The sequence below is a fragment of the Chryseobacterium daeguense DSM 19388 genome, from assembly GCF_000430825.1.
GTDB classification, from domain to species: Bacteria; Bacteroidota; Bacteroidia; order Flavobacteriales; family Weeksellaceae; genus Chryseobacterium; species Chryseobacterium daeguense.
Genome location: NZ_AUMT01000019.1, coordinates 45,321 through 57,414, shown reverse-complemented (window position 1 = coordinate 57,414; position 12,094 = coordinate 45,321). Strand labels below are relative to the sequence as shown.

Below are 12,094 nucleotides of genomic sequence, written 5' to 3'. Positions count from 1 at the left end.
TATATCTTACCCCTCTCTCTTGGAGAAGATGCCTACCGCCTTTTTTAAGATATCACGTTCAAGCTTTGTTTCTTCCAGTTCTTTGCGAAGTCTCAATAACTCTTCCCTTATTGGATCAGAGGATATTTGTTTTTCCTTGCTAAGTTTACCTTCTTTGTGAAGTTTTCGCCAATTAACGAGACTTTCTTTACAGATCCCAAATTCTTCAGCTACCGAGGATACATTGCCTCGCTGCTCACTTAAAGATACTGCTTGGATCTTAAACTCTAGACTGTAATTTTTTCTGATCTTTTTCATACTCTTAAAGATAAAGAGTATAAGAATTGTGTCCTAACAAAGTTAGCAACTCCACAGTGCATCTGCTATCGGAACATATTCTTCCTTTAGTATTCCCATAATATTAAGAATTAAGAATTAAAAATTTGAAGATAAATATACACTTTTCTGCATTTTTTTTGTTATACACTCCATCTTTAATCTACTGCGGGATAAATTATTGATTTTACAATCTGTTTTTGCTTCTGTACCGAAATGATAATGGTGATAGCTTTCGATATTTTCTGTATTGCACAGAATCTTTGGTCTAATACGCATGACATTTATTCTACTGCGGAAGGTATTTACTCTAGTGCACTAGATTTAAACAGTCCGTTCTAAACTTAGTCTGGATTCCTTCGGAATGACAAACAAGAAGATTATTTTTTCGGTAAGAAAACCTCAGCAAGCATACAGCGTGCGCTTCCGCCGCCATTTACTTCAATCGTATTTAAATCTGAATAAATGATCTCGCAGTATTTTTCAATGGCTGAAATCTGATCCTGATGTAATGATTTATACGCTGTTTCACTCATCACAAGGAATTTTTCTCCCTCCTTATTCTGAACCTGAAGCATATTTCCAGCAAACTGCTGCATCTGCTCTTCCGAAATTTCAATGATTTCTTTTCTGGAATTTTTAATGGTTTCGATTACTTTTTCTCTTTCCAGTTCATTATCAATACAATCCAGACAAATGACCACAAACTGATCTGCCACACACATCATTACATTTGTATGGTAAATCGGGAGTCTTTCTGTGCCTACCGTTTGAAAAGAATGAAAAACAACAGGTGTAAAACCATATTTTGCACAAAATTCGCGGAAAAGCTTTTCGTCCAGCCTCAGGGAAACAGACCCGTAAGCAATTTTGTTATCATGATCGAAAATCATGCTTCCCGTTCCTTCCAAATAGTGTCCCTGAATTTCCGGAAATGACCAGTCGTCAATTTCAGAAACTTCAAATCCCTGATTTTTTATGGATTCTATAATATCTTCTCTTCTTTCCACTCTTCTGTTTGTAGCAAACATAGGGTATAAAACCACTTTTCCGTCTTTATGAAAGCTTACCCAGTTATTAGGGAAGATGGAATCCGGAGTGTGGGGATCTATAGTATCTTTAATGGTAATGACATTAATGCCCTTACTTCTCAGCTTTCCTACAAAAGTATTGAACTCCGCCAAAGCTTTTGACTGAATATCCGCACCTTTCTGTTCAACCTGAAAATAATTGTTTTCCGCTGTTTCTGCGTTATAACCGAATGCTATCGGCTCTATCATTAATACTGTATCTGTTGTTTGCATTTTTTTTGATTAAAAGATTGAAAAATTAAAAGATTGAAAGATTAAAACTCTCTCATTTTCAAACACTAAAACTCTCCCACTCAATTATTCTCTCACGAGCGGCATCGTAGAGCATCTCAGCAATCCTCCCATTTTTGAAATTTCCCGGTAAGGAATTTCTTCAACGGTCATTCCCCACTCATTTCTCAGGTGATTGTTCATTCTTACGAAAGCTTTGTCTGATACTACTATTTCGGGAGAAATGGAGAAGATGTTCGGTACCATTTCAAACATTTCTTCTGCTGTTACGTGGAAGCAGTTTTCCTCTCCGAAAATATCAATAATCAAGCGGTAATCGCTTTCATCCACAAAACCATCTTTATAAATGATGCATTTATCTTTTCCAATAGGGTTAAAAGTACAATCCAGATGTAAAATTCCTTCATACGGAACTTTATCATTTTTCTTTAGTTCCAGATCGATAATTCTCTTCTTCGGAAAATATTCTTTGAGGATTTCGATGGCATATTCGTTGGTTCTTGCTGTTTTATAATTTCTGTAATCTTCACTGAAACAGGTTCCGATAAACAAAAAATCATCCCAGACAATTACATCTCCCCCTTCAATATGTGCAGTTTCAGGAAGATTGATAATTTTTCTCCACGCCACTTTTTCAAACACTTTTTTATAGGCTTCCTGCTCATCTGCCCTGTCTGCTATTACATTAGAAATGATCATCTTATCATCAATCACAAAAGCTACATCCCTGGCAAAAACCTGGTTGTAGTCTTTGATAATTTCCGGGCGAAGCACCTCAACATCATATTTTTTCAGAACCGCTTCAAAAGCATTCATTTCGTTGATGATGTCTGCTTCTTTCGGGTAAATATTGTGTTCTATGGAATAGTATGATTTGGCATCATAGCTTTCTTCCATCGTAGGTACCGGCCCCATTGAATTGGGCTGACCTAAAACTACTGATTTCAGCCTTCCCGTTTCGTTTTTAATGTTTAGTTTCATAAAGGTTTATGCAATGCTACAAATATAAGTAAAGGTCTGTATTTAGGAAACTTTTGAACCGTTTTTAGTTTTAAAATTAAATTTTATTCTGCGTAATCATCGGATAGTAGTTTTTTACTCAAGTACGTGATGCAAATAATGCATTTATTTGCTCGCATTCATTGTTTTACCAGATAATTTATTGACAATCTTTTATTTACTCATTTATTATCATTAAAAAATAAAAAACCGGAGATCTCTCCCCGGTCAAACACTGAAAATGATAACTCTTGTTATTGTGCTTTATATATATTTATTTCATCTGTAAGCTGTTTTAAAAGGGCAGGAACATTGTGCAATGGCAACCTGTCTTAATCTGCCGTCTCTGTATATTCTTTCAATAGATTGGGTGTTACTGCCGATCTTCGACTGATGTTCATTTTGGGAATAGAGATGAGTAGGAAAGATAAAAAGAACAATTAATAGAAAATCTTTTATAATTTATGCATATTCCTTTTAATATAATCAAATCACAAATTGATTGTGTATAGCATTATGCTGTTTCAGATATTAATTTAATCCAAAATCAGATAATTCAACTTTTGACAGCTTATCACATATTGTAAGGCCTTCTTTTCTTAAATTAGTTATTATATTAAAGAAGGTTATTCTTGCTCAATTTTTTTTAAAATAAAAAATCCCAAAGTCAACTTTGGGATTTTATTATAATAAATTGGTTAGTTTATCTGTTTACCATATCAATGTAATCTCTTTGCTTAGCACCTTGATATACCTGTCTTGGTCTTCCGATAGGGTCTCCTTTCAGTCTCATTTCTTTCCACTGAGCGATCCATCCCGGAAGTCTTCCTAATGCAAACATAACAGTGAACATTTCTGTAGGGATACCTAACGCTCTGTAGATGATTCCTGAATAGAAATCTACATTCGGGTATAATTTTCTTTCTACGAAGTATTCGTCTTCAAGAGCTACTTTTTCTAACTGCATTGCAATATCCAGCGCTTTATCCTGAATTCCAAGTGCATTAAGAATATCATCAGCAGCTTTTTTAATGATTTTCGCTCTAGGATCGAAGTTTTTGTAAACTCTATGCCCGAAGCCCATCAAACGGAAGCTGTCGTTTTTATCTTTAGCTTTTGCTACCCATTTGTTTACATCTCCTCCGTCTTTTTCGATCAATTCAAGCATTTCGATAACTGCCTGGTTTGCACCTCCGTGAAGTGGTCCCCAAAGTGCAGAAACCCCTGCAGAAATAGAAGCGAAAAGACCTGTGTGAGCAGAACCTACCATTCTTACAGTAGATGTAGAACAGTTTTGCTCGTGGTCTGCATGAAGGATTAATAATTTGTCTAAAGCTTCCACTACAACCGGATTGATTTCGAAATCCTGGTTTGGCATTCTGAACGCCATTTTGTAGAAGTTTTCTACATAATTCAGGTTATTATCTCCGTGGTTAAGCGGCAATCCCTGAGTTTTTCTGTAAGTCCATGCGCAAAGGTGAGAGAATTTAGCAATCATTAATTCTGCAGCAAGGTCCATTTCTTCTTTAGAGTTTACGTTAACAGCTTTAGGATTAAAGGCAGTTAAAGCGGAAGTTAAAGAAGATAAAACTCCCATAGGGTGAGCAGAACGAGGAAAAGCATCGATAAGCTTTTTCATTTCTTCTGCTACGAAATTATATTTTTTGATATTGTTTTCGAAAGAAGTGTACTGATCCTGAGAAGGTAATTCACCTTGTAATAAAAGATACATTACTTCTGTGAAGTTAGATTTTTCAGCAATCTGCTCAATTGGATAACCTCTGTAGAATAATTCTCCTTTATCTCCGTCTAAGTAAGTGATGTCGCTAAGTGTAGCTCCGGTGTTTTTGTAACCTAAATCAAGAGTAATTAAACCTGTCTGGTCTCTTAATTTTGAAATATCGATTCCTCTGTCTCCGATAGTACTATCCACGATTGGATATTCATACGAATTACCGTCGTAATTCAATATTACTTTGTTGTCTGACATTTATTTATTTTTTTTTAAATATACTACTTATTACAAAATACGGCAAACAAAAAATTTCGCTTGCCGTAATTTATAAATTCAATTATCTTTTTACTTTAAATGCTTCTAATCCTGGGAAAATTGCAGTTTCTCCAAGAGCTTCTTCTATTCTCAACAGCTGGTTGTACTTCGCCATTCTGTCTGATCTTGAAGCGGATCCTGTTTTGATTTGCCCGCAGTTCATTGCTACTGCTAAATCTGCAATTGTAGAATCTTCTGTTTCTCCTGATCTGTGAGACATTACAGAAGTGAATTTGTTGTGCTGAGCCATCTGTACTGCAGCCATTGTTTCAGAAAGAGAGCCAATTTGGTTTACTTTTACAAGGATTGAGTTTGCAATTCCTTCTTTTACACCTCTTGATAATCTTTCCACATTGGTTACGAATAAATCGTCACCTACTAACTGTACTCTGTCCCCGATTTTATCTGTTAACATTTTCCAGCCTTCCCAATCATTTTCCTGCATACCGTCTTCGATAGAGATGATAGGATATTTTGCAGCCAATTCCGCTAAATAAGAAACCTGCTCGCTGCTTGAGAACTGAGGCGCATCGGCCGTTTGGAATTTTCTGTAGTCGTAAGTTCCGTCTTTGTAGAATTCTGAAGCCGCACAATCTAATGCCAACATGATATCGTCCCCAGGCTTATAACCTGCTTTTTCGATAGCCTGAAGCAATGTATCCAATGCATCTTCAGTACCCTTGAAGGTTGGCGCAAAACCACCTTCGTCACCTACTGCAGTAGACAATCCTCTTGAATGAAGGATAGATTTTAAGTTATGGAAGATCTCAGTTCCTTTTCTCAAAGCATGAGAGAAAGAATCTGCCTTTACCGGCATGATCATGAATTCCTGGAATGCGATAGGTGCATCTGAGTGAGAACCACCATTGATTACATTCATCATCGGAACAGGAAGTGTATTTGCATTTACACCACCTACATATTTGTATAAAGGCATTTTCAATTCTGCAGCAGCAGCTTTAGCGGCAGCCAAAGACACTCCAAGAATTGCATTTGCTCCAAGATTTCCTTTATTATTGCTACCATCCAGATCAATCATAATCTGATCGATAAGGTTCTGGTCGTAAACAGGAAGGCCCACCAATTCCGGTGCGATCACCTCTCTTACATTCTCAACAGCCTTAAGAACACCTTTCCCCATATATTCTGAACCGCCGTCACGCAGCTCTACCGCTTCATGCTCTCCCGTAGAAGCTCCAGAAGGTACCGCAGCACGCCCCATCGCACCACTCTCCGTGAATACATCTACCTCTACTGTAGGATTTCCTCTAGAATCTAAAATTTGTCTCGCTTCAATGTAAGAAATGTAACTCATAATTTTTTGTTTTAAACTTTCCGCAATTGCATCCAGTTGTTTTTTATTAATAATTATACTTGAGTTACAAATTTAATGAAAAAACTAAACTGATGAAAAAGTACACTTTAATATTTATTAATAAAACAAAAATTCTCTAAAATTTTATTATATTTTGGGAAATTTAAAGATAAACTAAAATTGCATCCTTTTAAAAGCTTAAAATATTCCGCCGTTTAAATCGTTTTTTCGATATTACTGAAATGGTTGGCTGTTCATTTTAAAGGTAAAGAAAAAGAAATTTGAGTTCCGTTTTCTGCTTTAATTTCAAAATTTCCGTTTTGCTGTTCCATTCTTTTTTTCATATTTCTGAGTCCGTTTCCGTCTGATTTGTCTTGCCCGATACCAATACCGTTATCATGGACATTCATAATAAACAGATCATCAATCTGTTTAAACGAAATTTTTAGTTGATCCGCATTACTATGTTTGTACGCGTTATTCAGCGTTTCTTTAAGACATAATAAAAGATTTCGTCTCTGGTCGGTAGAAATTGTAGTTTCAGGTATAATATTCTCGTCCTTAATGCTAAGCTGGATATTAGTTTTCCTGAGAAAATTACGGGCATATATTCCTGAATAATTGATAAAGCTTTCCAGAGTATCATTTCCTGAATTCAGGCTCCAGAGCATTTCTCTCATAGAAAGATTCATTTCCTCGGAAGTTTTGAGGAGCTCATCAATATCATTTTTCAGTTCTCCGTCATTAGCTTTCTGTTTTAAGAATTCCGCCTGAAGCTTTAATGCAGAAATTCCTGCACCCAGGTCATCATGCATATCATGTGAAATTCTTTCTCTTTCCTGCTCAATCATTCTTTGCTTTTCCAGTTCTTTCTGAAGGAGCTGGTTTTGATACTCTGCTTCGTTAAGCTGTCTTTCTTTAAGGTAGAGAAGCTGCTTTCTGTTGTACATTAAGACAACAAAAATGATGAATCCAATGAAAAAAAGCATTACAATGGTAATTATAATGTAGGTTAACTTTATTTCATTCAGATTATCATGATCCATTATTTTTACTGTATTTAATTAATGAAATTAAAAAAAGCAGATAGAAAAAAATATTAATAATAAAGAAGAATGACTGGGAAACGATAAGTACTTCTCCATCTACTTTATTAAAAAAATATCTTGGTATAATCCTCAATATGAAAAAAACGCCCCAGAAGAGCAATCCGGAAGCAATCCAGAATTTTGGGTCATTCGTAATCTTTTCTAAGCTGGGATTTTTTATTTTACCATAAAACCAGATTAAGCTGTAGAGAATATAAATCAATGCAAATGAAATTCCTATCACCTGATTCACCTCTCGATAGTTTTTAAAAATATAAAAAATATAAACAAAAACAAACACTGAAAAAACGCCTGTATTAATTGTTATAAGGCTTCTGTCCTGATTTTTATTAAAATATTTCAAAAAGAAAAAGGCGCAAAAAAGAATATAAATATTGTATAAGAAACCAAAATCTGTACTGCTTTTAAAGTAAATCTGAAATATATACATTAAAAATTCCAGAGAGAAAGTAATCCCCAGGTAAATGCATAAAAATTCCTGTTGTTTTTCCCCGTTTTTTATCCATAAAAACACCGAGTAAGAAACAACAAGAAATAACACAAACAAATATGCCAACTGTGTCCCGGTATACATTAGGGCTGCATATTACCTATGTTGAAAAAGGCTGTTTTTTCCTGTGTCTGCGGGTTATTGCAATATCCCCTGTCGATTTGGAGAATAAGATTTAATCTTAATTTGTGATTCACGGGATCTGGTTTGGCGCCACATATCAATCGAGTTGTAGGCTCAAAGCCTGAAAAATTCTTTAAAATATTTACGTAGTGAAAAGTGATGTACTGGGTATAGGCAGTTTCTCCTGTTCCAAAACCCTGGTTTTGGTATAGCTCTTTAAAAGTTTCTATAAAAGATTTTGCATTCTGAGGAGAAATATCTGACAGTCTTCCGTTTTTAAGCTCTAACAATTTTTCTCTTGCACCAAACCCTATTTCATCTGAATTGTTCTGCTCGTCCTTATTAAACCTGAACAAAAGGCTTATTCCGTCCTGATTTTTGATAAAATAGATATGAATACACTTGCTTGCAAGAACATTCGAAGTGAAAACAGGTTCTATTTGCTCGATAAAAAAAGAAGATGGCAACGCCAATGATGCGAAAGTACCCAGATTCATTACTTCTCTTTCCATTTCCTCTCTGGAAATTTCGCCATCAAAAAAGTCTTTTGACTTATTATTTTTTAAATCATGACAGTCATTATCGAGAATATCTTTTATCAATTGGATTTTGGTTTCAGCACAATTCATGCCTGTTTCTGAGTTTTTCATGGTTTAGTTTTTATAATGGTTAAATTTATTAATAGCTTCTACTTTATTATTTACCTGAAGCTTTTTGTAGATGTTACCCACATGTTTCTTTACTGTGTCAATGCTTATGAATTTTTTATCTGCTATTTCTTTGTAAAGTAAACCTTGCGACAAAAGCTCCAGAATTTCTTTTTCACGGTCAGTAAGCTGATCGAAGATTTGGGTTTCAGAAGTTTTTTTTTCAAAATGACTTAAGACGCGCCTCGCAATAGAAAAGCTCATAGGTGCACCTCCATTGTATACATCGCGGATGGAAGACAGAATCTTATCCATGCTCTCACCTTTAATGAGATAACCCGTAGCGCCTGCTTTCAGAGAATTGAAAATTTTTTCGTCATCTTCAAAGCTTGTACAGATGATAAACTGGGTTTTGGGCATTTCCTTTTTCAGTTTTTCAATAATATCAATGCCGAGCATATCCTGAAGCTGAATATCCATCATCACAACATCCGGATTCATATCAGACAGCTTTTCCAAAGCTTCTTTACCATCGAAAAACTGGCCTATTACTTTCATATCATGCTGGTAATCGATAACCTTCTTCAACGCATTGTTGTAGTTTTTTTCGTCTTCTACTATGGCTATGGAAATACTCATGCTCTTTTGTTTGATACAAATTTCAACAGAAAACAAAGAGGAATCAATTACACGTTTGTGTAATTTCAAGGTTTGAGTTCATGGTGGAATTATTTTTTAATTTGATTAAATTTAATTAAATTTTTATTGTAAACGGATTATTTTAAAGAATAGTTTCAGCTTATTATTTCACAAGCTCTTCCAAAATAGGATGATCAATACTTTTTATAGATTTATTCATTTTAATCTGATCAAAAATCTGAATCGTATTTTTTCCTTTTTTCAGCCATACTCCCGGTACATACAAGGTCTGCTGCGGCCCTACTTTCCAGTATCTCCCTAGGTTTTTCCCATTCACAAAAACAATCCCTTTTCCGAAATCTCTCATGTCCAAAAACGTATCTCCGGTTTCTTCCAGATTGAATTCTGCTTCCTGGATTACCGGCGTGTTTACAGGAATGTCTTTTACATTATAATTGTGTTGGGGGAATGTCTCGAAGGTCAGCGGAAACATTTCCCAGTTGCCTGTGATTTCATTGCCTTCAATTTTTACCGGACTGATGATTCCCTTTAAGTTATTTACGATCTCCGAGCCATAATTGATCCGGCCCATATTTTCTACTAAAATTTCCAGCTTGTCTCCTGCTTTTATATCAATTTCGAGGTCATATTTTTTATAGATTCTGTTCAGTTCTCCTTTCCATTGATGATTTATGTAAACGTTGGCATAATCTCTCAATCCTTTTATTTCAAGCTTTCCTTTTTGGGCTTTGTCGAATGTTCTTCTGTACAAAACATAGCCGTTTCCGATATTCAAATCCTCGAAAGTCATTGGCTGATTATTGGTCACAGGTTTTTTATTATTAATTAAATCAAAAATAGAACTTCTCTTAGTAAAGTTCACCTCTGGGAAAGTGACAACTTTCATAGGTTTTGGTACATCCGGAAGTTTATTTTTATTATTTTTTTGAAAAACATCTCTCAAAGCCATATACTTTGGTGTTGCCCACCCTGCTTCACTGATTGGAGCGTCATAATCATAGCTTGTAATATCCGGCTGGATGTCAAAATTTTTATCATAATTCGCACCGCTTGTAAGTCCGAAATTCGTTCCTCCATGGATCATATAATAATTAAATGAAACTCCATTTTTAATGTAAATCTCCGATTGCTTTACGACTTTCTCTGTAGTAACCTTCACGAAAGGCTCTGCCCAATGATCAAGCCATCCCGGATAATATTCAGCCACCATATACGGGCCTTTTCCTTTATTATATTTATTTATACCTTTTTTGAGAGCCTCTATGTCGCTTTCTCCGTTGGCTGTTGGCAATGCACCCTCTATTGTTCCCCCCTCGAAGTAGTTGGTAGTATCTGAGGTAAATAAAGGAACAGAAATACCATGACTTTTGAGCATGTCTTTTATTTTGCTGCTATACTGCATGTGCTGAGCCAATGAAATATCTTTTCTTTGTTCAACATAAGAGCCATATTCATTTTCTGCCTGAACTAAAATAATTGGCCCGCCATTATTAATCTGCAACGGAACAATTTGCTTTGCCAGCTCGCTTATGTACTTATCGCACTGCTCAAGAAAAGCTTTGTTATCCGCTCTTATTTCTAAATTTTTATCTTTCTGAAGCCACCAGGGGTACCCTCCGAATTCCCATTCTGCACATACATAAGGACCGGGACGAACGATAACATACAAGCCAACCTCCTGGGCTGTTTTGATAAATTTTTTCAGATCTTTCTCACCTGAGAAATTCCATTTCCCCGGAGATTCTTCATGGTAATTCCAAAAAACATAGGTGGCAACGGTATTAAGCCCCATCGCTTTCATCATCTGCAAACGGTGCTTCCAGTATAGTGAAGGTATTCTTGGATAATGCATCTCACCCGAATGAATGGTGAATGGCTTTCCATTTAATAAGAAATTTCCATTTTCAATTTTAAAGCTTCCTTTCTGGGAAAACATAAAATTAAAGGACACAAGGAAAATAACTGGTAATAAATTTTTGATAAACTTTTTCATTGTGATAGGCATGATTTTTGTAAAAATAATGAATAAATTTGACCTTATTATCAAACTGAAATAATCATGAAAAAAAGCCTTATCATACTGAATTCCATTCTGGTATTATCAATAATCAGCTGTAAAAAATCAACTGAAAGCGGAAATAAAAGTATATTAAAATCTGACGATTCCGGAGCTGTACTGGCAGATAATGGGAAAATAGACTCCACTATTCACTATGAAACTGATGTAAACGGAAAAAAATATCTGAAAACCGACTACGTTTATAAAGCAACCGACGGAAGTCTCGTAAAAGTTGTTTTCAATTACGATGAAGGAACTATGAGTGTCCGAAGCAATAATAAAACATTTATCCTTAATAAAATTGAATCCAAAGGCCATGAGACCACTTACGAAAAAATGGATATGAAGGCCACGGTGAAGGGTGACAGCCTGATTCTGGACCAAGGAAATAATATTATTGAACTTGTAAAGACAAAAATTTAAGCATAAAAAAACCGTTCAGAATCTGAACGGTTTTTTTTATATCTGAATGAATATTATTCTTCAGTTTTTTCCTCTGTAGAATCAGCAGCTTCAGCAGTTGGCTCAGCAGCTTTTTCTTCTACTACAGGAGCTTCAGCAACTACAGCTTCTTTCTTAGCTGTTGTTGATCTTCTGCTTCTTCTTGTAGCTTTTTTCTCTTCAGCATTAGGATTGTAAAGCTCATTGAAGTCTACCAATTCGATAAGAGCAGTGTCAGCAGCATCACCTGGTCTGAAACCTGTCTTGATGATTCTTGTATAACCACCATTTCTCTCAGCGATTTTTGGAGCTACAGTTCTGAACAATTCAGCAACTGCTTCTTTATTTTGAAGATATGAAAAAACAACTCTTCTATTGTGTGTAGTATCTTCTTTTGCTTTTGTTAATAGAGGTTCAACATATACTCTTAAAGCCTTAGCTTTAGCTACAGTAGTGTTGATTCTTTTATGCTCAATTAGAGAACAAGCCATATTAGAAAGTAAAGCACTTCTGTGAGAAGCTGTTCTTCCTAAGTGATTGAATTTTTTACCGTGTCTCATTATT

The 12,094-nt window shown here is 35.4% G+C and carries 13 protein-coding genes; 1 reads left to right on the top strand and 12 read right to left on the bottom strand.

The window, feature by feature from the left end:
• Positions 1-6: 6 nt before the first annotated feature.
• The 11 genes from H560_RS0118320 to H560_RS0118275 all read right to left on the bottom strand — a co-directional run bounded on the left by H560_RS0118320 (position 7) and on the right by H560_RS0118275 (position 11,023).
• The gene (locus H560_RS0118320; RefSeq protein WP_027380528.1) at positions 7-297 is read right to left on the bottom strand and encodes a transposase; all 291 of its coding nucleotides are present in this window, start codon (positions 295-297) and stop codon (positions 7-9) included.
• 176 nt (positions 298-473) lie between these two features.
• Positions 474-599, bottom strand: a complete 126-nt coding sequence (locus H560_RS23655; RefSeq protein ID WP_262486300.1) for a hypothetical protein — start codon at positions 597-599, stop codon at positions 474-476.
• Positions 600-695: 96 nt separating this feature from the next.
• A complete protein-coding gene (gene ctlX / locus H560_RS0118315; protein ID WP_027381331.1) occupies positions 696-1,619 on the bottom strand; it encodes a citrulline utilization hydrolase CtlX in 924 nt (307 codons plus the stop codon).
• An 84-nt stretch (positions 1,620-1,703) separates the two neighbouring features.
• Positions 1,704-2,618, bottom strand: a complete 915-nt coding sequence (locus H560_RS0118310) for a dimethylarginine dimethylaminohydrolase family protein (protein ID WP_027381330.1) — start codon at positions 2,616-2,618, stop codon at positions 1,704-1,706.
• A gap of 721 nt (positions 2,619-3,339) precedes the next feature.
• Positions 3,340-4,626: a citrate synthase gene (locus H560_RS0118305; RefSeq protein ID WP_027381329.1), complete on the bottom strand. Its 1,287-nt coding sequence runs from the start codon at positions 4,624-4,626 to the stop codon at positions 3,340-3,342.
• Positions 4,627-4,708: 82 nt separating this feature from the next.
• Positions 4,709-6,001, bottom strand: a complete 1,293-nt coding sequence (gene eno, locus H560_RS0118300; RefSeq protein ID WP_027381328.1) for a phosphopyruvate hydratase — start codon at positions 5,999-6,001, stop codon at positions 4,709-4,711.
• Positions 6,002-6,255: 254 nt separating this feature from the next.
• Positions 6,256-6,990 (bottom strand): sensor histidine kinase, encoded by a 735-nt coding sequence (locus H560_RS0118295; protein ID WP_228372504.1) that lies wholly within the window; start codon positions 6,988-6,990, stop codon positions 6,256-6,258.
• A gap of 46 nt (positions 6,991-7,036) precedes the next feature.
• A complete protein-coding gene (locus H560_RS23045; RefSeq protein WP_155845042.1) occupies positions 7,037-7,342 on the bottom strand; it encodes a hypothetical protein in 306 nt (101 codons plus the stop codon).
• 341 nt (positions 7,343-7,683) lie between these two features.
• Positions 7,684-8,373, bottom strand: a complete 690-nt coding sequence (locus H560_RS0118285; protein WP_027381325.1) for a hypothetical protein — start codon at positions 8,371-8,373, stop codon at positions 7,684-7,686.
• Between the two features lie 3 nt (positions 8,374-8,376).
• Positions 8,377-9,009, bottom strand: a complete 633-nt coding sequence (locus tag H560_RS0118280) for a response regulator (RefSeq protein ID WP_027381324.1) — start codon at positions 9,007-9,009, stop codon at positions 8,377-8,379.
• A gap of 163 nt (positions 9,010-9,172) precedes the next feature.
• Positions 9,173-11,023 carry a glycoside hydrolase family 35 protein gene (locus tag H560_RS0118275; RefSeq protein WP_027381323.1) on the bottom strand — a complete coding sequence of 617 codons (1,851 nt, stop codon included), beginning with the start codon at positions 11,021-11,023 and terminating at the stop codon, positions 9,173-9,175.
• A gap of 66 nt (positions 11,024-11,089) precedes the next feature.
• Between H560_RS0118275 and H560_RS0118270 the strand changes: the two genes are divergently transcribed.
• Positions 11,090-11,512, top strand: a complete 423-nt coding sequence (locus tag H560_RS0118270; RefSeq protein ID WP_027381322.1) for a hypothetical protein — start codon at positions 11,090-11,092, stop codon at positions 11,510-11,512.
• A 53-nt stretch (positions 11,513-11,565) separates the two neighbouring features.
• Here the strand turns inward: H560_RS0118270 and rplQ are convergent, their stop codons facing one another.
• Positions 11,566-12,090 (bottom strand): 50S ribosomal protein L17, encoded by a 525-nt coding sequence (rplQ, locus tag H560_RS0118265; protein ID WP_027381321.1) that lies wholly within the window; start codon positions 12,088-12,090, stop codon positions 11,566-11,568.
• Positions 12,091-12,094: the final 4 nt, after the last annotated feature.

What these genes read in the sequence shown, in the direction of transcription:
- H560_RS0118320 (WP_027380528.1), bottom strand. Translation starts at nt 297, where the DNA reads ATGAAAAAGATCAGAAAAAATTACAGTCTAGAGTTTAAGATCCAAGCA.
- H560_RS23655 (WP_262486300.1), bottom strand. Translation starts at nt 599, where the DNA reads ATGTCATGCGTATTAGACCAAAGATTCTGTGCAATACAGAAAATATCG.
- ctlX (WP_027381331.1), bottom strand. Translation starts at nt 1,619, where the DNA reads ATGCAAACAACAGATACAGTATTAATGATAGAGCCGATAGCATTCGGT.
- H560_RS0118310 (WP_027381330.1), bottom strand. Translation starts at nt 2,618, where the DNA reads ATGAAACTAAACATTAAAAACGAAACGGGAAGGCTGAAATCAGTAGTT.
- H560_RS0118305 (WP_027381329.1), bottom strand. Translation starts at nt 4,626, where the DNA reads ATGTCAGACAACAAAGTAATATTGAATTACGACGGTAATTCGTATGAA.
- eno (WP_027381328.1), bottom strand. Translation starts at nt 6,001, where the DNA reads ATGAGTTACATTTCTTACATTGAAGCGAGACAAATTTTAGATTCTAGA.
- H560_RS0118295 (WP_228372504.1), bottom strand. Translation starts at nt 6,990, where the DNA reads ATGCTTTTTTTCATTGGATTCATCATTTTTGTTGTCTTAATGTACAAC.
- H560_RS0118285 (WP_027381325.1), bottom strand. Translation starts at nt 8,373, where the DNA reads ATGAAAAACTCAGAAACAGGCATGAATTGTGCTGAAACCAAAATCCAA.
- H560_RS0118280 (WP_027381324.1), bottom strand. Translation starts at nt 9,009, where the DNA reads ATGAGTATTTCCATAGCCATAGTAGAAGACGAAAAAAACTACAACAAT.
- H560_RS0118275 (WP_027381323.1), bottom strand. Translation starts at nt 11,023, where the DNA reads ATGAAAAAGTTTATCAAAAATTTATTACCAGTTATTTTCCTTGTGTCC.
- H560_RS0118270 (WP_027381322.1), top strand. Translation starts at nt 11,090, where the DNA reads ATGAAAAAAAGCCTTATCATACTGAATTCCATTCTGGTATTATCAATA.
- rplQ (WP_027381321.1), bottom strand. Translation starts at nt 12,090, where the DNA reads ATGAGACACGGTAAAAAATTCAATCACTTAGGAAGAACAGCTTCTCAC.